Source organism: Paraburkholderia tropica, assembly GCF_900109265.1.
Taxonomy (GTDB): Bacteria; Pseudomonadota; Gammaproteobacteria; order Burkholderiales; family Burkholderiaceae; genus Paraburkholderia; species Paraburkholderia tropica.
In genome coordinates this window covers 117,257-140,563 of record NZ_FNZM01000019.1, presented here as the reverse complement: position 1 = coordinate 140,563, position 23,307 = coordinate 117,257, and the positions used below count along the sequence as shown (strand labels likewise).

Here is a 23,307-nt window from a genome sequence, read left to right as displayed (position 1 = left end):
GTGCTGCGCTGCGACATGCGCCAGCATGTCGCAGCAGTCAATCGTCAAGAGAAAAGAGCGTGCGCTAACGCGTTGATAAGGATCAATTTAGCGAGAGGATTCGCTGTGCTTTGATGTGGCGCAAGGTGCGCGCGCTGCGTCAATTTGCGTCAATTTGGATCGCGTTCAAGCGGCGTCGCGCGTTGTGCGTCAATTCGCCCAGGTGCGCGGCGCGCTCAACGCGGATCGCTCCAGAGTTTGCCCGCCGTCGCCCAGTTTTCGGGCTTCACGTCGTGAAAGATGATGTCGACGGACGAGGCGTCCACGCCGAGCACCTTGCAGGTGGTCTCGGTCAGCGCGGCGGCGAGTTCGCGTTTCTGTTCGACGCTGCGTCCTTCGAACATTTCGATGTGGAATGTCGGCATGATGAGGCTCCTGGTTGGGTGTCTTCGGGTGTCGTTGAGCGTTGGCTGTCGATGCGGATCAATCGCGGTACGAAGTATCGAGACGATCGAGCTTGCGCAGCAGCGCGGGCCATTCGAGTTCGCCTTCGATCGCGCCGCCGTCGTCGAGTTGCAGCGCCGTGCGCGCGCAGACGTCCGGCGGCGGCACGACGAGCGGCACACCGCCCGCCTGGGCCTGCAATTGAATTTCGCAGGCCTTGATGAGCGTGGCCATCAGCACGAAGGCTTCGGCGACGGTGCGGCCCGTGGTGAGCGTGCCGTGATTGCGCAACAGCATCGCGAACTTCGCACCGAGATTCGCCGTGAGGCGCGCGCCTTCGGCGGGCGTGAACGCGAGGCCTTCGTAGTCGTGCCACGCGAGGCGCTCGTGGAAACGCAGCGCGTGTTGCGAAGCGGGCAGCAGGCCGTCGCGTTGCAGCGACACCGCTATGCCCGCCGTATTGTGCAGATGCATCACGCAGACGGCGTCGGGGCGCGCGAGATGCACGGCGGCGTGCAGCGCGAAGCCGGTCGCGTTCACGCGATACGCGCTCTCGCCGACGATGTGTCCTTCGGTGTCGATCTTCACGAGATTCGACGCGCACACTTCGTCGAACGCGAGGCCGAACGGATTGAGCAGAAAGCGGCCGGGCTGATCGGGAATGGCGGCGGAGACGTGCGTGTAGATCAGATCGTCCCAGCCGTACAGCGCGATCAGGCGGTAGGCGGCGGCGAGGTCGATGCGCAGCCGGCGTTCGGCGTCGGAAGGCGGTGCGGTGTCGGCGCGAATGCCGGTGGGGCGATGGGCGAAGGACATGGCGTGTTCTCTAGCGGTCGTAAGGCCGGTCGTTGAGGCGGTCGTTGAGCCGGATGGCGGCGGGCGAGACGGGCGCGGCGCGCGTGAATCCGCACAGCCGCCACGCGCCATGCACGGCCCAGCCCGCGAGCGCGAACGGCGCGGTCATCGCGGGCAAACCGAGGCAGGTCGCGACGAGATGCAGCGCCGCCGCGAGCATCGTCGCACAGATTGCGGCGCGTGCGCCGAGCGTACTGGCGGCGAGCGCCGCGAGCGCGCCGTTGAAACCGCAGAGGCCCGCGTCGAAGTTCGCGCCGGGCACGCCCGCGAGCCATTCGATGCCGCTCGCGAGCGCCGCGCCGCCGAGCGCAAACGCCGCCGCGCGCCGCGACGAAAGCGCGATGCCCGCGAGCAGCACGAGGCCCGGCAGCGCGCCGGTCGCGAAGGCGGTTTGCGCGAGGCCGCTGAATGTGCCGCTCAGCGCGTGGGCGGCGAGGTCGAAGGCTTGTGGTGCGGGGGCGGTTTTTGCGTCGCTGATTCCGCTTATGTTGGGCGGGGCCGCCGTGCGCAACGCCATCCAGACCCACGTCGCAATCAGACACGGCGACGAATACACCGCGAGTCCCACGTCGCCGAGCCGACGCGCGAGCGGCGCGCCCAGCCAGGCGCTCGCGCAGGCCGCGAGCAGCGCCAGGGCGACCGCGGTTGCGGGATCGTCGGCGAACGTGAAGGCCGCGAGCGCGGCGAGCGCGCCGTTGAAACCCGCGAGACCATCGTCGATCTCGACGAGCGGCGCGCCGCCGAGCAGCGCGCAGACATTGGCCGCCGTTGCGCCGATCAGCGCCGCGCAGACGAGCCGCGCGTCGCAGAGCGCGAGCGCCGCGAGCACGCTCGCGCCGGTGCCCGCGTGGCGCTGCAACACGATCTGGCCCAGGCTGCGCAAAAGCGTATGCAAAGGCGCGGCAAGCCGGGCGGAAGCGGCATCCGGATGAGCGGGGGCGGGCGCGGAAGTCAGCATGGCGGTCGTGCGGCAAGGCGTGGAGGCGACAGGGAACGAGGCGGAACGCGGCGCAGTCAGTAATGCGGTCAGCAACGCGCGAACGGCGCCAGCGCCGCGTCGGCCGGTGCGCATCGCGAGCATAGGCGATGCCGCGGCCGTTGCGCATGCGCGCGCGTTGATAGTCGCTATTTGCGGCGCCGCGTGCGCGCGCCGCGCCTGCGCTACGATAGCCGCAGCCGCGCATCCCGGCGCGGCGGGAGACGAGCGATGCGTGAAGTGCGTTGGGCTTCGGAGGAAGGCGAGGGCATCGAGCACCTGGCGTTCGATGCGAGCGGCGGCGCGATCCGCGTGGAAAGCGTGGTGGTCGGGCAGCGTTACGGCAAGGCTTACGGCCTCTGCTACACGGTGCATTGCGACGCGCAATGGCGCGTGACCTACGCGGCCTTTCGCGTGATGGGCGGCGCGTCGTTCGCGATGCACGGCGACGGTCTCGGCCACTGGCGCGACGGCGCGGGCCGCGCGCTCGACGCCATCGAAGGCTGCATCGACATCGACATCGCGGCGACGCCATTCACGAACACCTTGCCGATTCGCCGCCTCGGTCTGGCGCGCGGCGAACGGCGTCCGATCGACGTTGCCTATATCGCCGCGCCAGAACTCGAAGCCACGCGCGTCGCGCAGGCCTACACGTGCATCGAGCCCGATCGAATCTATCGCTATGAAGGCATTTTTCGCCATTTCACGGCGGAACTGCGTATCGATGACGACGGACTCGTGATCGATTATCCGACGCTGTTCCGGCGCTTGCCAGCGCGCTGAATTGCGTCCTGAAACACGCGCGGCAATCGCATGAATCTAGCGCGCGGGATGTTGCGTCGCGCCTTGCGTGGAATCGTTTTGCGTTTGTGCTTCTGTTTGCGCGCCGCCCGTCTGCACGATATGCAGTTCGCGCGTGCGCAGCGGCAGCGCGCAATGCGCGTCGGCGAGCGCCTGGCGCACCTGGCGCGAGAGCGCCCAGCGCATGTCCCAGAAGGTATCGATGTTGGACCACGCGCGGATATTGAGCACGACGGTGCTGTCGTCGAAACGCGTCACCATGACTTGCGGCGCGGGCGCGGCCAGCACGCGCGGATCGGCGGCGGCCAGCGCGCGCAGCGCTTCGATCGCGCGGTTCACGTCGTCGCGCACGGACACTTCGACTTCGAGGTCGAGACGGCGCGTGGGATTGCGGCTGAAATTGCGGATCGAGTTGCTCCACAGCGCGCTGTTCGGCACGTATTCGCAGATGCCGTCGGGTTTCGTGAGGCGCGTCGTGAAGAGATTCACTTCCTCGACCGTGCCCGCGACGTTGCCGCCGCCGCCGTCGATATAGTCGCCGACCTTGAACGGACGCAGCAGCAGCAACATGATGCCCGCCGCGATGTTCTGCAGCGTGCCTTGCAGCGCGAGGCCGATGGCGAGACCGGCGGCGCCCAGCACGGCCACGATGCTCGCGGTCTGGATGCCCAGTTGCGACAGCGCGCCGACGATGGCAACGAGGCGCACGCCCCACAGCGCACAATCGCGCACGATGGGGCGCAGCGTGGGGTCGATGCCGCTTTGGCCCGAGAGCCATTTGCCGACGCGCCGGGAAATCCACCAGCCCGCCCACAGAATGACGGCGGCGGCGCACAGCCGCAGCGCGAGGGCGGAGAGCGCGTCCCACAGGAAACTCCAGTTGGACGGGTGAACGTGCACGAGTAGCGATTGCATGGGAGGCGTCCTCGAAGTCGGGCGCGCCGGTGCGTGACCGGACGCGCAAAGAGGGCCTATTTTACGGGGCGAATCGATCGGATTCGCGCGTTGACCTTTATTTGATCGCTGCGTTTTACGTTCGTGAACGTTGTGGATTGTGCGGCGGACGGTACGCCAGCGCGGTGGCCGCGTGCGCGCGTCAGCCTCGCGTCGCGACGATGAAGAGGCGCGGGAACGGCAGCAGCACGACGCCGTCATCGAGCGCCGGATACGCGTGCGCGATGGCCTCGCGATAACGCGCGGTGAACGCGGCGCGCTCGTCGTCGCTGCGTAGCGCGGCGAGAAACGGACGCATCGCGCTGCCCTTGAACCATTCGACCACGGCGTCCGCTCCGCCCGCGAGCGGATGGTAGTAAGTCGTGCGCCAGACATCCACGCGCGCGCACAGCGGCTTGAGCAGCGCGTAGTAATGGCGCGCGTCGAAGCGCTCGGTGCGCGCCACGCCGGCGAGGTGGCTCGCCCACGGCGCTTCGGCGGCGATCTCGCGCAGCAGCGTGTGCGCGGGTTCGTCGAGATTGTCGGGCATCTGGATCGCAAGATGGCCGCCGGGCGCGAGACGCTGCACGAGACGCGGAAACAGCGTGTCGTGATCGGGCAGCCATTGCAGCACGGCGTTCGCGAGCATCAGGTCGTAACGCGGCGCATCGCTGCCGCGTGCGCTCCATTCGGCGATATCGGCGAGTTCGAATTGCAGTTGTGGCAGACGTTTGCGCGCCGCGTCGAGCATGTCCGCCGACGCGTCGAGGCCGCTCACCTGCGCGCCGGGCACGCGGGCCATCAGGATGCCGGTGGAATTCGCCGGGCCGCAGCCGATATCGATGGCCGTGCGAATCGTTTGCTCGGGCGCGATCGGCACGGCGGCGAGCAGGTCGCGCACGGGCCGTGTGCGCTCGTCCTCGAACTGCACGTATTGCTTCGCGTAGCCGTCGCGCGTGGTGGTCTTGTCCGCTGCGTTGTTCAGCATGGGCGTCTCCTGTCGTGTGGATGGTGCAAGCCGGATACGCCTATTCTGGGTGCGGACGGTCGATCAGTAAATGGGATCCACTCGGGCGCAAACGCTCGGCGTCACGCGGTCTGCGTTTCAATAGTTCGGTATCCGTATGATTGGCGATCACGCGTCGGGCGGACTGGCTGCGCCCGCATTCAGCGCGCGCTGCATCAGCGTGGTGTCGCGCCACGCGCCGTGCTTGAATCCCACCGCGCGCAGCGTGCCGACGAGTTCGAAACCCAGGCTCGTGTGCAGCGCGAGCGAGCCGCCTTTCGGATCGGCGATCACGGCGATCATCTGCCGCCACGGACCTTGCTCGCAGCGCGAGATCAGCGCGTCGAGCAGCACGCGGCCGAGGCCGCGTCCGCGAAATGCTTCGTCGATATAGATCGAATCTTCCACAGTGAAGCGATACGCCGCGCGCGGGCGATAAGGCGTGGCGTAGCAATAGCCGGCGACCTGGCCGTCGATCTCGGCGACGATCCAGGGCAGGCCCTGTTCGCGTACGGCGGCGTGGCGGCGCAGGAGTTCGTCGAGCGAAGGCGGCGTTTCCTCGAACGAGGCCGCGCCGTGCAGCACGTGGTGCGCGTAGATCGCGGCAATGGAAGCGAAGTCGTCGGGCGTGGCGTCGCGCAGCGAGGGCGCGGTGGCGTGCGGTGCGTTCATGAGCGGGCGGCGAAGGGCTCGGGTTGGGGGCCGCGCGGCGGCAGCCGATCCCTCCACTATGCCTTGCGCGCGCGTCGAAATGAAGTGCGTCAGAAAGGGTGCACGACGCCCGACGCGATGCGCATCGATGCGTTGATCGCGCGAATCGGCGTCAACCGCGCTGCGCCTGCGCCGTGCGTTGCGGCGCGGGGCCGCGTCCGAAGCGGCGCGCGCCGGCCACGCAGCCGATCACCACGGCCGTCACGGCGAGCATCGCGGGCGGCACCGCTTCGTGAAGCAGCAGCGCGGCGAGCAGGAAGCCGAAGAACGGCTGCAGCAACTGCAACTGGCCGACGCCCGCGATGCCGCCGAGCGCGAGTCCGCGATACCAGAACACGAAGCCGATCAACATGCTGAACAGCGAGACGTAAGCGAATCCCCACCACGACGCCGCGCTGACTGCCGCGAACGAGGCCGGCAGACGCCACGCGGCGAGCGGCGCCATTACGGGCAGCGAAATCACCAGCGCCCAGCAGATCACCTGCCAGCCGCCGAGACGCCGCGAGAGCCGCGCGCCCTCCGCGTAGCCGAGGCCGCAGACCACGATTGCGGCGAGCATCAGCGCGTCGCCGATCGGCGAGGCGTCGGCGCCGTGACGCAGCGCGAACGCGACCACCGCGCCGCTGCCGATCGCGGAGAACAGCCAGAACGCGGGCTGCGGGCGCTCGCCCGCGCGCATCACGCCGAAGATCGCGGTGGCGAGCGGCAGCAGCCCGATGAAGACGATCGCGTGCGCCGAACTCACATGGCGCAGCGCGAGCGCCGTGAGCAGCGGAAAACCCACCACCACGCCGAGCGCCACGATCACGAGCGGCCAGACTTCGGCGCGCTGCGGGCGCGCCGCGCGAAACAGCATCAGCAGCAACGCGCCGAGCACGCCCGCGAGCGTGGCGCGCCCGCCGGTGAGAAAGAGCGGATCGAGGCCAAGCACGGCCACACGCGTGGCGGGCAGCGAGCCGCTGAAGATGAGCACGCCGGCGAGGCCGCAGAGCCAGCCGTCGGTAGTGGAGTCGAGGGTTTTGCGCATGCGGGAGAGAGCGTGGCGGCCCTGGCCGAAGTGCCTGAGCCATCTGGCCGATCATGCGCGCGCGCTCCCGAACCGGTAAGCTATGCATCAGTACAATTTCGATGAACTGTATTGAGTACGGATCAGTACAGTTGGCAACCGTGAGGGGCAGCCGGTGGACAGCGGAGGACAGATGGAAGACGCACGGCGGACAGCGGACGGCGCGCTCACGCGTGTCGAACAGGTCATGCGGATCGTGCGCGAGCGCATCGCGTCGCGGGCGCTGGCGGCGGGTGCGCGCGTGCCGTCCATCCGCACGATGAGCGAGCAGTCCGGCGTGTCCAAGTCGACGGTGGTCGAGGCCTATGAGCGCCTCGTGGCCGAAGGCGCGCTGGTGGCGCGGCGCGGCTCGGGATTTTTCGTGGCGGGCGGGGCGGGTGGTGCCGTGGGCGAGCGCGGTCTCGCGGGCGCGCAGCCGCAACCGCGTCTGGATCGCGAAATCGATCCGCTCTGGCTCACGCGCCAGTCGCTCGAAACCGACGCGCGCGCGTTGCGTCCCGGCTGCGGCTGGCTGCCCGCTTCGTGGCTGCCGCAGGACGCGGTGCGCCGCGCGCTGCGCGCCATGGCGCGCGATCCGCGTGCGCAACTGACCGATTACGCCACGCCGCTCGGCCATCCGGCGCTGCGCCAGCATCTGTCGTGGCGGCTCGCGCAGCACGGCATCGGCGCCGAGCCTGGCCAGATCGCGCTCACCGACAGCGGCAGCCAGGCGCTCGACCTGCTGTGCCGCTTCCTGCTCGAACCCGGCGACACCGTGCTCGTCGACGACCCGTGCTATTTCAACTTTCAGGCGATGCTGCGCGTGCATGGCGCGAAGGTCGTCGGCGTGCCGTACACGCCCAACGGTCCCGATCTGGCCGCGTTCGAGCGCGCGCTCGTCGAGCATCGGCCGCGTCTGTACGTGACGAATTCGGCGATCCACAATCCGACCGGCGCGACGCTCGCGCCCGCGGCCGCCCATCGTCTGCTCAAGCTCGCCGAGGAGCATCGGCTCACCATCATCGAAGACGACATCTTCGCCGACTTCGAGAGCGATCCCGCGCCGCGTCTCGCGGCCTTCGACGGTCTCGCGCGCGTGATCGCCATCGGCAGCTTTTCGAAGACGATGACGGCGGCCGCGCGCTGCGGCTATATCGCGGCGCGCGCGGACTGGATCGAGCCGATCGTCGATCTGAAGCTCGCGGTGGCGTTCGGCAACGGCGACCTGACGGCCGATCTGGTGCACCGTCTGCTCGTGGACGGAACGTATCGGCGCTATCTGGAAGGCTTGCGCACGCGGCTCGCCGACGCGATGGGCGACACGCTGCGCCGGCTCGCGGCGGCGGGTCTCACGGTGTGGACGCGGCCGCAAGCGGGCATGCTGTTGTGGGCGCGTTTGCCCGACGGGCTCGATGCGGCGCAGGTCGCGCGCGAGGCGCTCGCCGACGGCGTGGTGCTCGCGCCGGGCAACGTGTTCAGCGCGACGCGCAGCGCGGGCGAGTATCTACGGTTCAATGCGTCGCAGTGCAACCGGCCCAAAGTCTACGAGACCTTGCAGCGCGCGATGGAGCGGGCCGCCGCGCCATCGGCGTGGGAGCGCGTGGACTGAAACGAAAACGGCGCACGCTTGAGGCGTGCGCCGTTCGTCATGACGTCAGGTCATGCCTCGCTGCATGACGTCACAGCATGACGTTGCGATCACGGCTCGTGACGCAGATACCCTTCCTTGCTCGGGTCGCGCATGCGCCACGAAACGAGCAGCGAAATCGCGCAGAGCACAGTCACGTACCAGTAGAACGTGCTTTCGCTGCCGATCGACTTGAACCACAGCGCGACGTATTCCGCCGAGCCGCCGAAGATCGCGTTGGCCACCGCATACGAGAGGCCCACGCCCATCGCACGCACTTCGGGCGGGAACATTTCCGCCTTGATGAGACCGCTGATCGACGTATAGAAGCTCACGATCGCCAGTGCGATCACGATCATCGCGAACGCCGCGTACGGGTTCGTCACGTCCTTGAGCGCGTGCATGAGCGGCACCGTGCAGAGCACCGAGAACACGCCGAACAGCAGCATCGAGTTGCGGCGGCCGATCTTGTCGGAGAACGCGCCGAACACCGGTTGCAGCAGCATGTAGACGAACAGCGCGCCCGTCATCACGTTGCTGGCGGTCTTCGCGTGCATGCCCGCCGTGTTCACCAGGTACTTCTGCATGTAGGTGGTGAACGTGTAGAAGATCAGCGAGCCGCCCGCGGTGAAGCCGACCACCGTCAGGAACGCGCCTTTGTGCTGCCACACGCCGCGAATCGTGCCCGCGTTCTGCTTGTGGCGCGACTCGTTCGTCGAGGTTTCGTTGAGCGATTTACGCAGATAGAGCGAGATCAGCGCGGCGCCCGCGCCGACCACGAACGGAATGCGCCAGCCCCATGCCTTCAGTTCTTCGGTCGAGAGCGTCTGTTGCAGGATCACGAGCACGAGCAGCGCGCACAACTGGCCGCCGATCAGCGTCACGTACTGGAACGAGGCGAAGAAACCGCGTCGGCCCTTGAGCGCCACTTCGCTCATATAGGTCGCGCTGGTGCCGTACTCGCCGCCCACGGACAAGCCCTGGAACAGACGCGCGATCAGCAGCAGCAGCGGAGCGGCGGCGCCGATCTGTGCGTAGGTGGGCAGTACGGCGATCACGAGCGAACCGCCGCACATCATCAGCACGGAGATCATCATCGCGGTGCGGCGGCCGTGGCGGTCGGCGATGCGGCCGAACAGCCAGCCGCCGATCGGGCGCATCAGGAAGCCCGCCGCGAACACGCCGGCGGTGTTCAGCAGCTGCGTCGTGGTGTTGCCGCTCGGGAAGAACGCGGGCGCGAAGTACAGCGCGCAGAACGAGTAGATGTAGAAGTCGAACCACTCGACGAGATTGCCCGACGAGGCGCCGACAATGGCGAACACGCGTCGCCGGGTGTCGTGCGCGTCGGGCACGGCGGTCTCGGTCTTGACGTCCATGGGAGGTCTCTTTCCTTTAGTGCTTTTTGAGGCGCGACGATGGGCGAACCGCGAATCGCCGCGTACAGATGCGCATTGCGCCCCGCGATTTTATCTAAATGTAAATAAGCGATGTGGAAATGTAAGGAAAGCCCTGGGTGCGGCGGGGGCGACTTTCGGATCGGGCGATGGGGCGATCAGGCGCGCAGGAAAGGGACCGAGCGGGGGGAAAACCGAAGCGCCGAAGACGCGAGCGCGGCGCGAGCATCGCGCCGCGCGGAGGGAGGTCGTGAAAAGTGCCGCGAACCGTGCCGCGAAAATCAGGAATGCTTGCGCAGCGGCACGTCGCGCAGCAGCCAGGCGAGCACGAAGGCAAACACCACCACGCAGGCCGCCAGAAGATAGACGGTGTGCAGCGCGCCCGAGAACGCGTCGAGATACTGCGCGTGCAGCGCGGGCGGCAGATGGTGGATGACGTCGGGCGTGAGCGGCTGCGGCAGCTCCACATCGGCGGCGAGCAGCGTGGCGAGCCGCGCATGCAGCCCGTGCGAGAACACCGCGCCGAACGCGGCCACGCCCACCGAGCCGCCAATCGAGCGGAACAGCGTCGCGCCCGAGGTCGCCACGCCCATGTGGCGGAATTCCACGGTGTTCTGCACGGCGAGGATCAGCACCTGCATCACCATGCCGAGACCGCAGCCGAGCAGGCCCATGTAGAGATACATGCGCGTGAGCGGCGTGTCGATGGCGAGGCGCGCGAGCAGCATCATCGCCACGGCCACGCAGGCGGTGCCGAGAATCGGAAAGATGCGGTACTTGCCGATCTTGCTGATGATGCGGCCCGTGATCACCGACATCACGAGCACGCCGCCCATCATCGGCAGCATCTGCATGCCGGCCTCGGACGGCGTCGAGCCCTTCACGACCTGCAAGTACAGCGGCAGGAACGTGACCGAGCCGAACAGCGACACGCCCACGATGAAGCCGATCAGGCTCGACAGCACGAAGGTGCGCTCGCGAAAGAGTTCGAGCGGCATGATCGGCTCGGCGGCATGCTTTTCCTCGTGGATGAAGCCCGCGACCGCCACCACGCCGAGCGCCAGCGTGAGCCAGAGCTGCGGCGAATTCCACGGCAGCAGCGAACCGCCCTCGCTCGTGAAGAGGATCAGGCAGGTGAGCGCGGCGGCCAGCCAGCCCGCGCCCATGTAGTCGATCACGTGCTTGACCTGCGCGACGCGCGGCTTGAACACCGCGCCGATCACGGCGAGCGCCACGGCGCCCAGCGGCAGGTTGATGTAGAAAATCCAGCGCCACGACAGATGCTCGACGAGAAAGCCGCCGAGCAGCGGGCCGACCACGGTGGCGAGGCCGAACACGCCGCCGAACATGCCCTGATACTTGCCGCGCTGCGCGGGCGGAATGACGTCGCCGATGGCGGCCATCGTCACGACCATCAGGCCGCCGCCGCCGATCCCCTGCAGCGCGCGCAGGGCGATCAGCTGCGGCATGTTCTGCGCCATGCCGCAGAGTGCCGACCCTGCCAGAAAGATGACGATGGCGGCCTGCAGCACGATCTTGCGGCCGAACAGGTCGCCGAATTTGCCGTACAGCGGCACGACGATCGTCGACGTCAGCAGGTAAGCGGTCACGACCCACGAAAGCCGGTCGAGGCCGCCCAGTTCGCCGACGATGGTCGGCAGCGCCGTCGACACGATGGTCTGGTCGAGCGCCGCCAGCAGCATGACGAGCAGCAGCGCGGGAAACAGCAGCCGGATCGGCGGGTGGCCGCCGCTCTGGTCGGCCGGCCCGGCGTGGGCGGTGGCGGGATGTTGCGCAGTGGAGTCCATCGGCGGTCTCGCGTCCTTCGTCGCGTTTTTCATGATCGGGATCGATCTTGAAATTAATTAACTTGAAGATTAATATTAGGACAATTCTCAAGGCCGGTCAAAGACGGATTCGTAACCGGTTCGTTACCGACGGTTTCCCGCCCTGTTTTTCCGTGCCTTCCCTGTAGACGATCGACGCGCTCGTGTATTGTTCGCGTGGGTTCGATTTTGCGATTCACTATGACGACTGCTGACACTGCTGCTGACCGTTCGCTGGATTCGCCGTCAGGCGCAAAGGAAGCGAAAGCGCCGCAAGGACCGAAGCGCCCCGGCCGTCCGAGCGGCGGCGCGGGCGGCGCGGAGCAGCGCGAACGCCTGATCGCCGCGGCGCTCGCGCTGTTCGCGCGTCAGGGCATCCTCGACACCACGCTCGCCGCGATCGCGCGCGAGGCGGGCGTCACGCCCGCGATGGTTCACTACTACTTCAAGACGCGCGACCAGCTCATCGACGTGCTGATCGACGAGCGTTTCGTGCCGCTGCGCACCGCGCTCGGCGGCTCGTTCGACCTGCATCCCGACGATCCGCTCGCCGCGCTGACCGAGCTGACGCGGCGCTTCGTCGAAGTGGGGCAGGCGCATCCGTGGTTTGCGCCGCTGTGGGTGCGCGAGGTCATCAGCGAGGGCGGTCTGCTGCGCCAGCGCATGCACGAGCGTTTCGGCCACGACAATCAGCGCAAGGCGCACGCGGCGATCGAGCGCTGGCAGCGCGAAGGCAAGCTCAACGCGGATCTGGAGCCGTCGCTGCTGTTCCAGTCGCTGCTCGGGCTCACGCTGCTGCCGCTCGCCACCACGCCGCTCTGGCGCAATGCGCCCGTGCCGCACCGCATCGGCGCCGAGGAAATCGCGCGCCATGCCGTCGCGCTCATCACGCACGGCATACGTCCTGCTTAGTGGAGCGGTTGGGGCGAGCGGTTGACGCTGCCCGCCTCCCTGTCGTTCGCTTTTTGCCCACTTGATGCCCGCTTGGCGCGCCGCCGCGCGTGGTACGCTGCGGCACCCGAGCGCCGTCCGGTCCGGACGCATCGCGCGCAGGTCGTACGCACGTCCCCTAAACGTCGTATGTCTGCGCCATGCGCGGCCAGGCGGCGCGGCACGTCACACGCTCGAGGTCCGGTTGACCGCTAAAAAATCCACTCCCGCTCCCGTCATTGTCTGGTTTCGCGACGATCTGCGTCTCTCCGACCAGCCCGCGCTGGCCGCGGCCGCCGAGACGGGCCAGCCGCTAATCTGCGTCTATATCCACGATCCCGATGCCGCGGGCGAACGCGCGCCCGGCGCCGCGTTGCGCTGGTGGCTGCACGTGTCGCTGGCGGCGCTCGATGCGTCGCTGCGCGAGCGCGGCGGCCGGCTCGTGATCCTGCAAGGCGCGGAAGCCGCCACGCTCGAAGACTTCGTCGAGGCGAGCGGCGCGACCGGCGTGTTCTGGAACCGCCGATACGGCGTCCACGAGCGCGAATCGGACGCGGCGCTCAAGACGCGTCTGCGCGAGCGCGGCCTCACCGCCGAAAGCTTCAACGGCGCGCTGCTCGCCGAACCGTGGACGATCCTCAATCAGTCCGGCGAACCGTTCCAGGTGTTCACGGCCTACTGGCGCGCATGCCGGCGCATCGGCGATCCGCCGCCGCCCGCGCCCGAGCCGGATCGGCTGAATTTTCAATCGCTACCGGCACGTCTTACCCAGCGCGCATCGAAACTCGACGATCTCGGGCTCACGCCGAGCAAACCCGACTGGGCGGGCGGCATGCGCGAGGCGTGGCCCGCCGGCGAGGAAGCGGCGTTCGAGCGCCTGGAGGCGTTCCTCGGCACCGATTTCGAGGCTTACGCGGAGGAGCGCGACGCGCCGTCCCACGCCGCCACGAGCCGCTTGTCGCCGTATCTGCGCGTCGGCGCGATCTCGCCGCGCCAGGCGTTCGCGGCGCTCAAGGCCGCCGAGCATGGCGTGAAAGGGGGAGCAAAAACGGGTTCGCCCGCGCGCCGCGCCGAAAGCGCGGAGAAGTTCGCGAGCGAGCTGGGCTGGCGGGAGTTCTGCTATTACCAGCGCTTTCACTGGCCCGATCTCGCCGATCGCAATCTGCGCGCGCATTTCGACGCCATGCCGTGGCGCCGCGACGCCAAGGGGCTGCGCGCGTGGCAGCGCGGCCTGACGGGCTATCCGCTCGTCGATGCCGGGATGCGCGAGCTGTGGCACACGGGCTGGATGCATAATCGCGTGCGCATGGTGGTGGCGTCGTTCGTCGCCAAGCATTTGCTGCTCGACTGGCGCGAGGGCGAACAGTGGTTCTGGGACACGCTCGTCGACGCCGATTCGGCCAGCAATCCCGCCAACTGGCAGTGGGTCGCCGGTTCGGGCATGGATGCGGCGCCGTATTTCCGGATCTTCAATCCGGTCTTGCAGGGCCAGAAGTTCGATCCGCGCGGCGCGTACGTGCGCCAATGGGTGCCGGAACTCGCGAAGCTGCCCGACGCCGCGATCCACCAGCCCTGGAAGGCGAGCGCGGCCACGCTCGAAGCGGCGGGTGTGCGGCTGGGCACGGACTATCCGCTGCCGGTGGTCGAACATGATGTGGCGCGCGCGCGGGCCCTGGAAGCGTTCGCGAAGACCGGGAAATCGGGCGCGAAGGCTGCACCGGGCGGGGGCAAGACCGCACGGAAATCGGCGGAATGAGCGTTGGAATAAGCGTTGGAACGGGGATCGATGCGCGGGCATGCGCGCGCCCTGGCACGTCCACGGCTGGCGCGCAGTCAGCGGGCGCAAGGCGCACAGGCGCGTTTGTCATGCGCCTGACCTCGCAAGGGTCTATTGTGCGCGGCGCACTGAACCCGCGGCATCAATATTGCTCTATATGGGCGGCCCTGGGAGTCCCCGGGGCGCAGTGCCCGCAGCGCGACGCGCGTCAGCCGACGGCCGGCGCACCTCGCGAAACAGACAGAACGGCATTCAAGCAAACACAATGAACGCAGTACACAAACTCGACCAGACGACCATCGTGCTGGTCGAAGACGACCCGCAAAGCCGGGACTCGCTCGCCTCGCTGCTGGAGGCCGAAGGAGCCCGCGTCGTTGCGGTGGAGGACGCCGAAACCGGTGTCGAAGCAGCGCTCCGGCTGCTTCCCGACGCGGTGGTCTGCGATCTCGATCTGCCCGCGATGGACGGCTTCTACCTGATCCAGCGTCTGCGCGACCACGAGATACGCGGCGATCACGCGCCGGCCGTCGCGGTGGCGCTCACGGGCCACACCGAAGAGAGCTGGCGTTTGCGCAGCATCGGCGAAGGCTTCCAGCATTTCATGACCAAACCGGCCAAGCCGGAAGCGCTGGTCGCGTTGCTCAGCGACGCGATCGACGCCCGCCAGTCGTCCTTCTGAACGCGTCGAGCGGCCAGCCGGGGTGAAGCCCGGCGCCGCCGCTCGCGCGCGACACGCCACGCGGCCCCCGCGCCGCGGATGGGCGCGTGTGCGGCGTCGCAGCCATTGACGGTGGAAATGCCGGAAAACGTCGAACCGCGAACGGGTCCGACGTTCCGCGCGAACGCGCTCAGGAGTGCGTGGTCTCGGAGGGCGGCGCGGCGGCCGGTTTGGCGGCCGAGACTTCGGCCGCCTGGCATTGCGCGCAGACGCCCTTGAGTTCGATGCCCTCGCCGGAGAGCCGGTAGCCCGCCGCTTCGATCTGCGCGACCAGCGCCTGACGCAGCTTGGGCTCGTGCAGTTCGGTGACGTTGCCGCATTGCTGGCACACCACCAGAATGCCGTGCTGGCATTGCGTCAGGTCGTGACAGACCGCGAACGCGTTGATCGATTCGATGCGGTGAATCAGGCCCGCCGAGAGCAGAAAGTCGAGCGCGCGATACACCGTGGGCGGCGCCGATCCCGGATGGATCTGGCGCATTTCGTCGAGTAGCGAATAGGCTTTGGTCGCGCGGCCCGAGGCGAGCAGCAGTTCGAGCACCTTGCGGCGGATCGGCGTGAGCTTTTCGCCGCGCTCGCGGCAATAGGCTTCGGCCATTTCGAGCGCGGTGTCGAGCGAGGCGCCGTCCGGAGCATGACGATGATCGTGCGCCGCGTGAGCGTGCGCGTGATCGTGGTCATGGTCGTGCGCAGGCTCATGCGCCGCGTGCGCCTCGTGCGAGTGAGGCGCCGCGCTATCCGGGGACGGTTTTGCTGTCTTCATGCCGTAATTATACGGGTCGCGTCGCGCGCGCGCCCGGCCCGCCGCCGGAGCCCGCGCGACGCGGCGATCAGCTCAGCGGCAAGCCGATGTACTTGCGGAAGCCCTCGCGCTGCGCCAGCCGCTGATACCAGCGTTCGAGGTTCGGCAGCGCGGGCCGCTCGATGCCTTCGAGCCCGAACCAGCGCCGCGCGAACGACCCGAGCACGATGTCGGCGAGCGAGAAGCGGTCGTTCTCCAGAAAGAAGCGGCCTTGCAGATGGCGGTCGAGCAGCGTCCATTGCGCGGCCACGTTCTCCAGGTCGGCGGCGATCTGAATGGCGTCGCGCTTGTCCGCGGGCGTGCGCACGAGCGCGATGAAAAGCGGCCGTTCGGCGGGCGCGAGCGTGCCGATCGACCAGTCGAGCCAGCGCTCGATGCCCGCGCGCACTTTCGGCTCGGTCGGGTAGAGCAGGCTCGACGGGCCGTATTCCATCGCCAGATAGCGCAGGATCGCGTTCGATTCCCACAGCACGAAATTGCCGTCGACGAGCGTCGGCACTTTGGCGTTCGGGTTCATCGACAGATAGGCGGGTTCGTCGAGGCGGCCAAACTTGCCGCCCGCGTCGATGCGCTCGAACGGCAGCACGAGTTCGTCGCAGCACCACAGGACTTTCTGGACGTTCACCGAATTGGCGCGTCCCCAGATTTTGATCATCTGGACCACTCTCCTTGACAGCGTGAATCGCTGCGTGAATTGCAGCGTGAAAAAAATGCGCGCGGCGCGCAGGGCGCGCGTCGGCCGGGTTCGCCACGATACACGATCGGGCGCGCGATTTTCGCGCGCGCGCCGCACGGGCCGCATTACGTAGAATAGCCGCTGCACAACGTGACGAGAAACGCATATGGCCCGGATTGTCCCCGACGACTGGCAGCATCTCGAAGCCACCGGCGCCGCCGCGCGCGAACGCGAGACGCTCGCGCTGCTCGAACGCGGCTTGCCGGCGGGCTACACCGTCTATCACGGCGTGCACTGGACGCGCCTCGCCGAAGGGTTTTCGGTGTTCGGCGAAGCCGATTTCGCGATCGTCAGTCCGTCGGGGCGCGTGATGATCGTCGAGCAGAAAACCGGCTTTCTGCGCGAAACGAAAGACGGTCTCGTGAAGGCGTACATGCAGACCGAGCGCAACGTCGCGGTGGCGCTCGCGCGCACCATGGAAGGGCTGCACCGGCGTTTCACGGCGGCGTTCGGCGCGGGCACCTATCACCTCGAAGAACTCTTTTATTGTCCCGATCACGTGGTGCGCGATCCGGCGATCGCGGGCGTGAATCCGGCCCGCATCGTCGACGCCACGCGCAAGGGGCAGCTCGCGGCGATCATCCGCGAGGCGCTGCCCGCCGACGAAGCGCGTCTGCCGAGCGCCGCCAAGGTCCACCATTTTCTCGCCGATGAACTCGCGCTCACGCCCGACGCCAGCGCGCTCGTGGGCGCGGCGGGCACGCTCGTCACGCGGCTTGCGGGCGGGCTCGCCACCTGGGCGCGGCGGCTGGAGTTCGCGCCGTTCCGGCTGCGCGTGATCGGCACGGCGGGCTCGGGCAAGACGCAGCTCGCGTTGCAGGTGATGCAGGACGCGCTCGCGCGCGGTCAGCGCACGCTCTACGTCTGCTTCAACCGGCCGCTCGCGGATCACATCGCGAAAGTCGCGCCGCCCGAGGTGAAGGTGGCGAACTATCACCAGCTCTGCGACTGGGTCGCGCGCGACGGCGGCCACGTGCCCGATTTCGAGGGCGCGAACGTGTTCGAGACGCTGGAGCAGCGCTTCGCGCAGACGCCGATCGACGCGCGCTGGCAGTTCGACGTCGTGATCGTCGACGAGGGGCAGGATTTTCAGCAGGCGTGGGTCGAGGCGCTCGCGCGGCTGTTGCGGCCGGGCGCGGCTTGGTGGTGGCTCGAAGATCCGCTGCAGAATCTCTACGTGCGCGAGCCGGTTGCGCTGCCGGGCTGGACCGTGCTGCGCGAGACCACGAACTATCGCAGTCCGCGCGACATCCTCGCGTTCTTGCGCGACGTGGCGGGCGCGACGGTGCCCGCGCTGGCCGGGTTGTCGGCGGCCAGTCCGTTTGGCGGCTCGGAGGTGACGGTGTTCGCGTGGGACGAAGCGACGGACAAAGCGACGGACGAAGGCGAGGGCGAATCCACCGTGGTCGCCGCGACGCGCCGCGCGGTCACGCAGGCGCTGGCGCTCGGCTTTCGCAAGCAGGACATCGTGGTGCTGTCGTTTCGCGGCCGCGAGCACTCGCATTTCACGGCGCTCGATCATCTGGGGCCGCATCGGCTGCGCAGCTTCACGGGCGAGTACGACCTGTTCGGCGTGCCGCAGTATCGCGACGGCGACCTGCTGCTCGATTCGATCTATCGCTTCAAGGGGCAGTCGGCGCCGTGCGTGATTCTCACCGACGTCGATTTCGACACGCTCGACGAACGCGCGGTGCGCAAACTGTTCGTGGGCGCGACGCGCGCGACCATGAAGCTGATCGTGGTGGCGTCGCCGCGCGCGGCGCGCCTGCTCGGTCACGAGCCGCTTGCGCCCGCGCTCAGAACGGGCGGCAAGGAAGGCTAGGCGGCGCGCTCAACCCCAGGCCGAGGCGCCGATCAGCGTGCCGCTGCGCGCCTGGGCGTTCCACCAGATCACGCGCAGCAGCGGCGCGCGCTGGGCGATGAAGATCGCCTGCACCGGATCGCTCTCGATGAAATGCGTGACGCCGCAGCGCACGGCGGCCGCGGCCTTGTGCGTGGCCGCGCCTTGCACCGACTCGTCGTGCTCGCCGGGCGCGCGCATCACCAGTTCCAGATGGCCGAAGCCGTGGCGATCGAGCCACGCCTGAGTGCGCTCGCGGTCGAGTTCGGGGCGCCCCGTGATGATCGCGCGCGCGTGCTTGAGGTCGATGTCGGGAATGCGCTCGAACGGCACCAGCGCGTCGCGTTCGGCGAGCGCGCCGTCGAGGTCTTCGTCGTAGCGCGCGAGTGGTATGTCGGGCAGCAGGATGCCGTCGAGGTCGATCGCGTAGACCGCGTATTCGTGGTCGTCGGCCATGCGCGAGCCTTCGCTTGCGCCCTCGCGCACCCAGTCGGCGCGATAGCGGTCGGTGTAGGCCTGGCGCTCCCACGGGAACAGCGCGAAATAGCCGCTTGCGTCGATCGAATAGTCGGGGCGCAGGCGCGAGAGGTCGTCGTACGCGCCGGTGAGCGTGCGCACCTGCAGGCCGTGCTCGCGCAGGAACGCGATGCAGTCGACGAGCGTATGGCCGCGTCCGGCGATGTCCTCGCAGACCAGCACTTTCGCGCCCGGCTCGGGCATCGGCAGCGTGGAATCCCAGCGCACCTCGCGCGTTTCGCGCGTGTAGCGCAGGAACGCGACGCCCGCGCCGGTTGCATGCGAAACCATCAGCGCGAGCGGCGCGCCGCCGCGCAGGATGCCCACGACACAGGCGAAATTTTCCTCGACGAGAAGCGGCTGCAGCGATTCGACCCACTGGTCGAGCTGTTCGTAGGTGAGCGGAACGACGGGTTTGTTCATTTGGGCAAAGCGGCGCTTGAAGCGGCAGGTGAGACGGCGCGTTGCAGACCGTTGCGGACCGCTGCGGCTTGTTGCGGTCCGTAGCGCTCCGTTGCGGGGAAGCTCGCGCGCACATAGGCGCAAAAGCGTGCAAGCCGTCCGAACGCGCCGTCTATTGTCGGGTCAATGTTTGACGATATTATGCCTATGCTTGCCGGCCTATGCAGACCGGCGGCGCGCGCCAGCGCACCACACGACCAGATGACGATTCGATGCGCCAGGGGGCCCGAGCAGATGCAGTATCCCGATGACCGGCCGGCTGTCCGGCACGATGCGGCGCAAGACGCGCCGCACGGCGAGTTCCAGGGCACGCCGCACGCTGTGCCGTCCACGCGGTTCATGCACCCCGCGCAGCCCGCCAGTCCCGCGCGCCGGCGTTTCACCGGCGCGCTCGCCTCGGCCTTCACGGCTGCGCTGGCCGCCGCCGCGCTGCCGGCGCGAACCGCGTTCGCGGCGTCCGCTGCGTCCACTGCGACCGGCGGCGGGCTGAAGCTCGACGTGAACGGCCAGGTGCGCGTCACCAACAACGCCACGCACGACACCTATCATTTCAGCGAGCAGCAGTTGCTCGCGCTGCCCACGCACGCGATCTCCACGTCGACGACCTGGACGCCGCGTTCGACCTTCACCGGCCCGCTGCTCGCCGACGTGCTGAAAACCGTCGGCGCTTACGGCAGCCAGATCGAGATCCACACGATCGACGACTACACCTGCGTCGTGCCGGTCGCCGACGCGCGCCGTTACGGCGTGGTGCTGGCCTATGCGATGAACGGCAAGCGCCTGAAGGTGAGCGACTTCGGCCCGCTGTTCCTGATCTATCCGCGCGACCAGTTTCCGCTCGAACTCGACGGCGCGGCCGGCGACGCCAAGTTCGCCTGGCAGATCGTGTCGATGACCATCAAGCCTTGACACCGCCATGCAACGCCCGCTGCGCCGCTTCCTGCACGTACTGATCTGGGTCGTCGCGCTCGCGCCGCCGCTCGCCGCGGTCGGCTATCTGCTCTACGCGAACCTGCTCAATCCGCAGGTGGTGCAGCGCCTCACCGGCAACTACGACGGCCTGTACTGGGACGCCGCGCAGATGCAGCTCGCCTATTCGCGTTTCGAGAGCCAGTTGCTGATCTACGCCGACGGCATCGACCGCGACATCGACAAGGTGCGGCTGCGCTACGAAGTCCTGCAATCGAAGCTCAACGTGATGAAGGGCTCGACGCGCTCGCTCGTCGCCACGCCTTCGCTGATGAAGCGCCAGGCAGAGGACCTCGACGCGATCGATGCGACCATTGCGCCGTTCGACGCCGAAATCGCCATGCTGTCCGAGCGTCCCGAGCGCGCGGTGCCGATGCTCGAAGCGCTCGACGCGCGCTGGAGCGCCGTGACCGATCTCGCGCTGAACCGCCGCTTCGCCGACGTGACCGAACGCGAGGCGATCCGCCGCGACTTCATCGCCAAGCGCCGCGAACTGTTCGCGGCGGGCCTCGTGCTGCTGGTGCTGTCGGCCGCCGCCGCCGCGCTGCTCGTCATGAACGGCTACCGGCGCACGCGCCTGATCCGGCAGCAGCACGCCGCGCTCGAAGCCGAGCACCAGGCGACCCGCGCCGCGCGCGAGGCGAGCATGGCCAAGGACGCGTTCCTCGGCATGATCAGCCACGAGTTGCGCACGCCGCTGCATGCGATCGTCTCGTCGATCGAACTGCTCGGCTTCCACTCGCATTCGGAATCGGACCGCAAGGTGATCGGGCGGCTCGAAACCGCCGCGCGCCAGCTCGAAGCGCAGATGAAGGACCTCACCGACTACGCGCGGCTCGGCGCGGGCAAGCTCGAACTGCGTCCGGAGGAGTTCGATCCGCGCGAACTGCTGCAATCGATCGTCGACGAAAACGAGCAGGCCGCGCGCGCCCGCGGGCTGGCGTTAGCGCACGCGTGGCACGGCGCGCACCGCTGCGTGCTGGCCGATCCGCACCGCATCCGCCAGATCGCCAACAACCTCGTGACCAACGCGATCCGCTATACCGAGCGCGGCTCGGTGAGCATCGAATTCGCGCTCAGCGGTCCGGCGCCGGGCGTGCTGCCGCGCGCCTCGACCGCGCCCGCGCAGACGCTCGCGATCAAGGTCAGCGACACCGGGCCGGGCGTGGCGGCGGCGCAGATTCCGCTGATCTTCAAGGAGTTCACGCAGCTCGACACGTCGCGCTCGCGGCGCTACGAGGGCGCGGGCATGGGGCTCGCGATCGTGCGCGGGCTGGTGGAGCTGTTCGGCGGGCATATCGACACCGATAGCCGCGTGGGCGAGGGCACGACCTTCACGGTGACGATTCCGGTCGCCGCCATCGAAGCGCCCGAGGCCGGTCCCGAGGCGACGCCGATCCAGGCGCTGTGGGCGCCGCCACAGGTGATGGTGGTGGACGACAACCCGCTGGTGCGCGAGTCGCTCTGCGAAATGGTGACGCACATGGGCTACGCGACGCGCGCGGCGGGCGATACCGACAGCGCGCTGGCGCTGCTCGCCGAGTCGCCCTGCGACGTGGTGCTGCTCGATCTGCACATGCCGGGCCGCGACGGTTACGCATTTCTCGCCGGCCTGGAGGCGCGCAAGGGCGGGCGGCGGGCGGTGTCGCCGCGCGTGATCGCCGTGAGCGCCGACGTCGCCGCGCTGGCGAGCATGGCTGTCGAAGGCGAGAACCGCTTTTTCGCGGCGCTCGCCAAGCCCTTGCATTACGAAGTGCTGCGCGCGGCGCTGCAGCGGGCGCTCAGCGCGCCGCGCGAGGCGCGCATGCCGGGCTAGGCGCGGTTCAGACGCTTGCCGAGATCGGCGACGAGGATCGCCATGCGCGCCGGTTTTTCGTAGCAGGCCACGTTGTAGTGGCGCACCACCTGGCTGATTTCCGATTCGCTCGCCTTGCCCGTCAGCAGTTCGCCGGTGAGCACGAAAATGGGCGCTTCTGGGTTTTCGGAGGCGCGCACCTGGCGGATCGCGTCGGCGGCGGTCTGATTGCCGAACAGCCAGTCGATCACCACGCCGTCGAACACGTGCTGCTCCAGCGCCTCGCCGAACGCCGCGAGGCCGTAGAGCGCGTGGGCCGTGTAGCCGCTGTGCTCCAGATAGTCGCGCAGGTTGTCGGCGGAAGCCTGATCGTCGTCGACGACGGCGATCAGCGGCTTGTCCGCTTCGGCGCGGCGCGGATAAATCTCGATCTTGTGCACGTCGCGCGCGTTCTGGTAGAGCGCGCCGTCGGGGCGCACCACGCGCCATTGGCCCTGCTTTTCATAGGCGACGAAGTCCGGGCGGCTGCCCGGCTCCACGGGCGCGCCGATCCACGCCGTGCATGGCAGTTCCGCCGCGCTCACGCACAGCAGCGCTTCCTGGGCGCTCGCGCCGACCATGCCCGGATCGAGCAACTGGCCGCCGAACAACTGGCCCGCCGGTTCGCCGAATGCTTCAGCCACCTTCTTGATTTGCGCGAGCGTCCACGGACTGTTGCCGCGCAGCTTGCGGTGCCCCTGGGAAAAGCTCAGATCGAGAATCCGGCATAGCTCGGTCGTTTGCTGACGTTTACCAATGCCGTGACGGCTCATCAGCTCGCGTACGCGCTCAGCGACCGTGGCCGAATCGGTTGAGTGTGCAACGTTCGACATACGGCGATAAAAAAGGGGGTGATCGAAGGAGGTGGTTTGTTATCGTGTGCCAGGGGCATGACGGCCAGAACATCGACGGGCCGTCAGGCGGGCGCACAATATTCTAAACGCATCATTTAACAAATGGCTCATCGTTTTTGTATACAAATGTTGGCCATCGCAGGGATGACGTAAGCCCGGGGTCATGCGCCGACGCGGGCGCCTCTGCGACAATGGGTGTTTTACGCGAAATCGGCAGGCCGGGCCGCTTGCGTGGCCGCCTGCCTCGATCAACGAGCCGGAGCGAGCCTGTA

At 68.1% G+C, this 23,307-nt stretch carries 21 protein-coding genes; 8 read left to right on the top strand and 13 right to left on the bottom strand.

Features of this window, described 5'->3' with window-relative positions; genetic code table 11:
- Positions 1 to 215 precede the first annotated feature (215 nt).
- Genes BMY06_RS28905 through BMY06_RS28895 form a run of 3 tightly spaced genes read right to left on the bottom strand, consistent with a single transcriptional unit; the run spans position 216 to position 2,236 of the window.
- A complete protein-coding gene (locus BMY06_RS28905) occupies positions 216 to 407 on the bottom strand; it encodes a 4-oxalocrotonate tautomerase (RefSeq protein WP_258365518.1) in 192 nt (63 codons plus the stop codon).
- Positions 408 to 462: 55 nt separating this feature from the next.
- Entirely contained in the window at positions 463 to 1,239 is a 777-nt protein-coding gene (locus BMY06_RS28900) for a class II aldolase/adducin family protein (protein WP_074986692.1), read from the bottom strand.
- 10 nt (positions 1,240 to 1,249) lie between these two features.
- The gene (locus BMY06_RS28895) at positions 1,250 to 2,236 is read right to left on the bottom strand and encodes an urea transporter (protein WP_080180697.1); all 987 of its coding nucleotides are present in this window, start codon (positions 2,234 to 2,236) and stop codon (positions 1,250 to 1,252) included.
- 249 nt (positions 2,237 to 2,485) lie between these two features.
- Between BMY06_RS28895 and BMY06_RS28890 the strand changes: the two genes are divergently transcribed.
- The gene (locus BMY06_RS28890) at positions 2,486 to 3,037 is read left to right on the top strand and encodes a putative glycolipid-binding domain-containing protein (protein WP_065059447.1); all 552 of its coding nucleotides are present in this window, start codon (positions 2,486 to 2,488) and stop codon (positions 3,035 to 3,037) included.
- Positions 3,038 to 3,073: 36 nt separating this feature from the next.
- Here the strand turns inward: BMY06_RS28890 and BMY06_RS28885 are convergent, their stop codons facing one another.
- From BMY06_RS28885 to BMY06_RS28870, 4 genes are all read right to left on the bottom strand, one after another.
- A complete protein-coding gene (locus BMY06_RS28885) occupies positions 3,074 to 3,970 on the bottom strand; it encodes a mechanosensitive ion channel family protein (protein ID WP_065059448.1) in 897 nt (298 codons plus the stop codon).
- A gap of 181 nt (positions 3,971 to 4,151) precedes the next feature.
- On the bottom strand, positions 4,152 to 4,976 hold the full coding sequence (gene tam, locus BMY06_RS28880) for a trans-aconitate 2-methyltransferase (RefSeq protein ID WP_065059449.1): 825 nt from the start codon (positions 4,974 to 4,976) through the stop codon (positions 4,152 to 4,154).
- Positions 4,977 to 5,123: 147 nt separating this feature from the next.
- Positions 5,124 to 5,666 carry a GNAT family N-acetyltransferase gene (locus BMY06_RS28875; RefSeq protein ID WP_065059450.1) on the bottom strand — a complete coding sequence of 181 codons (543 nt, stop codon included), beginning with the start codon at positions 5,664 to 5,666 and terminating at the stop codon, positions 5,124 to 5,126.
- Between the two features lie 151 nt (positions 5,667 to 5,817).
- Positions 5,818 to 6,732, bottom strand: a complete 915-nt coding sequence (locus BMY06_RS28870; RefSeq protein WP_074986690.1) for a DMT family transporter — start codon at positions 6,730 to 6,732, stop codon at positions 5,818 to 5,820.
- A 172-nt stretch (positions 6,733 to 6,904) separates the two neighbouring features.
- Here BMY06_RS28870 and BMY06_RS28865 point away from each other — a divergent pair, with 172 nt between their 5' ends.
- On the top strand, positions 6,905 to 8,359 hold the full coding sequence (locus tag BMY06_RS28865; RefSeq protein WP_074986689.1) for an aminotransferase-like domain-containing protein: 1,455 nt from the start codon (positions 6,905 to 6,907) through the stop codon (positions 8,357 to 8,359).
- A gap of 89 nt (positions 8,360 to 8,448) precedes the next feature.
- Here the strand turns inward: BMY06_RS28865 and BMY06_RS28860 are convergent, their stop codons facing one another.
- Together BMY06_RS28860 and BMY06_RS28855 are read right to left on the bottom strand one after the other, a co-directional pair.
- The gene (locus tag BMY06_RS28860) at positions 8,449 to 9,753 is read right to left on the bottom strand and encodes an MFS family transporter (RefSeq protein WP_065059453.1); all 1,305 of its coding nucleotides are present in this window, start codon (positions 9,751 to 9,753) and stop codon (positions 8,449 to 8,451) included.
- Positions 9,754 to 10,052: 299 nt separating this feature from the next.
- Positions 10,053 to 11,579 carry an MDR family MFS transporter gene (locus tag BMY06_RS28855; RefSeq protein WP_065059607.1) on the bottom strand — a complete coding sequence of 509 codons (1,527 nt, stop codon included), beginning with the start codon at positions 11,577 to 11,579 and terminating at the stop codon, positions 10,053 to 10,055.
- Positions 11,580 to 11,798: 219 nt separating this feature from the next.
- On the opposite strand from BMY06_RS28855, the gene BMY06_RS28850 reads away from it, so the two are divergent.
- The 3 genes from BMY06_RS28850 to BMY06_RS28840 all read left to right on the top strand — a co-directional run bounded on the left by BMY06_RS28850 (position 11,799) and on the right by BMY06_RS28840 (position 14,983).
- Positions 11,799 to 12,509, top strand: coding sequence for a TetR/AcrR family transcriptional regulator (locus tag BMY06_RS28850; protein WP_065059454.1), 711 nt, complete (start codon positions 11,799 to 11,801; stop codon positions 12,507 to 12,509).
- A 223-nt stretch (positions 12,510 to 12,732) separates the two neighbouring features.
- Entirely contained in the window at positions 12,733 to 14,283 is a 1,551-nt protein-coding gene (locus BMY06_RS28845) for a cryptochrome/photolyase family protein (protein WP_074986688.1), read from the top strand.
- 286 nt (positions 14,284 to 14,569) lie between these two features.
- Complete coding sequence (locus tag BMY06_RS28840) at positions 14,570 to 14,983, top strand: response regulator (protein ID WP_074986687.1); 414 nt, start codon at positions 14,570 to 14,572, stop codon at positions 14,981 to 14,983.
- 169 nt (positions 14,984 to 15,152) lie between these two features.
- On the opposite strand, the gene BMY06_RS28835 is transcribed toward BMY06_RS28840, so the two are convergent.
- Both BMY06_RS28835 and BMY06_RS28830 read right to left on the bottom strand, forming a co-directional pair.
- The gene (locus tag BMY06_RS28835) at positions 15,153 to 15,785 is read right to left on the bottom strand and encodes a Fur family transcriptional regulator (RefSeq protein WP_074986686.1); all 633 of its coding nucleotides are present in this window, start codon (positions 15,783 to 15,785) and stop codon (positions 15,153 to 15,155) included.
- Between the two features lie 67 nt (positions 15,786 to 15,852).
- A complete protein-coding gene (locus BMY06_RS28830) occupies positions 15,853 to 16,479 on the bottom strand; it encodes a glutathione S-transferase family protein (protein WP_074986685.1) in 627 nt (208 codons plus the stop codon).
- 187 nt (positions 16,480 to 16,666) lie between these two features.
- On the opposite strand from BMY06_RS28830, the gene BMY06_RS28825 reads away from it, so the two are divergent.
- Complete coding sequence (locus BMY06_RS28825) at positions 16,667 to 18,382, top strand: ATP-binding domain-containing protein (RefSeq protein ID WP_074986684.1); 1,716 nt, start codon at positions 16,667 to 16,669, stop codon at positions 18,380 to 18,382.
- A 9-nt stretch (positions 18,383 to 18,391) separates the two neighbouring features.
- On the opposite strand, the gene BMY06_RS28820 is transcribed toward BMY06_RS28825, so the two are convergent.
- Positions 18,392 to 19,339 (bottom strand): phosphoribosyltransferase, encoded by a 948-nt coding sequence (locus BMY06_RS28820; RefSeq protein WP_074986683.1) that lies wholly within the window; start codon positions 19,337 to 19,339, stop codon positions 18,392 to 18,394.
- Between the two features lie 378 nt (positions 19,340 to 19,717).
- Between BMY06_RS28820 and BMY06_RS28815 the strand changes: the two genes are divergently transcribed.
- Positions 19,718 to 20,287, top strand: coding sequence for a putative pterin-binding protein (locus BMY06_RS28815; RefSeq protein WP_080180696.1), 570 nt, complete (start codon positions 19,718 to 19,720; stop codon positions 20,285 to 20,287).
- 7 nt (positions 20,288 to 20,294) lie between these two features.
- Positions 20,295 to 22,163 (top strand): ATP-binding response regulator, encoded by a 1,869-nt coding sequence (locus tag BMY06_RS28810; protein WP_074986682.1) that lies wholly within the window; start codon positions 20,295 to 20,297, stop codon positions 22,161 to 22,163.
- On the opposite strand, the gene BMY06_RS28805 is transcribed toward BMY06_RS28810, so the two are convergent.
- Entirely contained in the window at positions 22,160 to 23,014 is an 855-nt protein-coding gene (locus BMY06_RS28805) for a helix-turn-helix domain-containing protein (protein WP_065059462.1), read from the bottom strand. The genes BMY06_RS28810 and BMY06_RS28805 overlap by 4 nt on opposite strands.
- Positions 23,015 to 23,307: the final 293 nt, after the last annotated feature.

Bases quoted from the DNA above. Each gene is read 5' to 3' on its own strand.
- BMY06_RS28835 (WP_074986686.1), bottom strand. From the start codon at position 15,785: ATGAAGACAGCAAAACCGTCCCCGGATAGCGCGGCGCCTCACTCGCAC.
- BMY06_RS28815 (WP_080180696.1), top strand. From the start codon at position 19,718: ATGCACCCCGCGCAGCCCGCCAGTCCCGCGCGCCGGCGTTTCACCGGC.
- BMY06_RS28805 (WP_065059462.1), bottom strand. From the start codon at position 23,014: ATGTCGAACGTTGCACACTCAACCGATTCGGCCACGGTCGCTGAGCGC.
- BMY06_RS28890 (WP_065059447.1), top strand. From the start codon at position 2,486: ATGCGTGAAGTGCGTTGGGCTTCGGAGGAAGGCGAGGGCATCGAGCAC.
- BMY06_RS28810 (WP_074986682.1), top strand. From the start codon at position 20,295: ATGCAACGCCCGCTGCGCCGCTTCCTGCACGTACTGATCTGGGTCGTC.
- BMY06_RS28870 (WP_074986690.1), bottom strand. From the start codon at position 6,732: ATGCGCAAAACCCTCGACTCCACTACCGACGGCTGGCTCTGCGGCCTC.
- BMY06_RS28840 (WP_074986687.1), top strand. From the start codon at position 14,570: ATGAACGCAGTACACAAACTCGACCAGACGACCATCGTGCTGGTCGAA.
- BMY06_RS28820 (WP_074986683.1), bottom strand. From the start codon at position 19,339: ATGAACAAACCCGTCGTTCCGCTCACCTACGAACAGCTCGACCAGTGG.
- BMY06_RS28855 (WP_065059607.1), bottom strand. From the start codon at position 11,579: ATGGACTCCACTGCGCAACATCCCGCCACCGCCCACGCCGGGCCGGCC.
- BMY06_RS28900 (WP_074986692.1), bottom strand. From the start codon at position 1,239: ATGTCCTTCGCCCATCGCCCCACCGGCATTCGCGCCGACACCGCACCG.
- BMY06_RS28860 (WP_065059453.1), bottom strand. From the start codon at position 9,753: ATGGACGTCAAGACCGAGACCGCCGTGCCCGACGCGCACGACACCCGG.
- BMY06_RS28885 (WP_065059448.1), bottom strand. From the start codon at position 3,970: ATGCAATCGCTACTCGTGCACGTTCACCCGTCCAACTGGAGTTTCCTG.
- BMY06_RS28830 (WP_074986685.1), bottom strand. From the start codon at position 16,479: ATGATCAAAATCTGGGGACGCGCCAATTCGGTGAACGTCCAGAAAGTC.
- BMY06_RS28825 (WP_074986684.1), top strand. From the start codon at position 16,667: ATGGCCCGGATTGTCCCCGACGACTGGCAGCATCTCGAAGCCACCGGC.
- BMY06_RS28895 (WP_080180697.1), bottom strand. From the start codon at position 2,236: ATGCTGACTTCCGCGCCCGCCCCCGCTCATCCGGATGCCGCTTCCGCC.
- BMY06_RS28865 (WP_074986689.1), top strand. From the start codon at position 6,905: ATGGAAGACGCACGGCGGACAGCGGACGGCGCGCTCACGCGTGTCGAA.
- BMY06_RS28850 (WP_065059454.1), top strand. From the start codon at position 11,799: ATGACGACTGCTGACACTGCTGCTGACCGTTCGCTGGATTCGCCGTCA.
- tam (WP_065059449.1), bottom strand. From the start codon at position 4,976: ATGCTGAACAACGCAGCGGACAAGACCACCACGCGCGACGGCTACGCG.
- BMY06_RS28875 (WP_065059450.1), bottom strand. From the start codon at position 5,666: ATGAACGCACCGCACGCCACCGCGCCCTCGCTGCGCGACGCCACGCCC.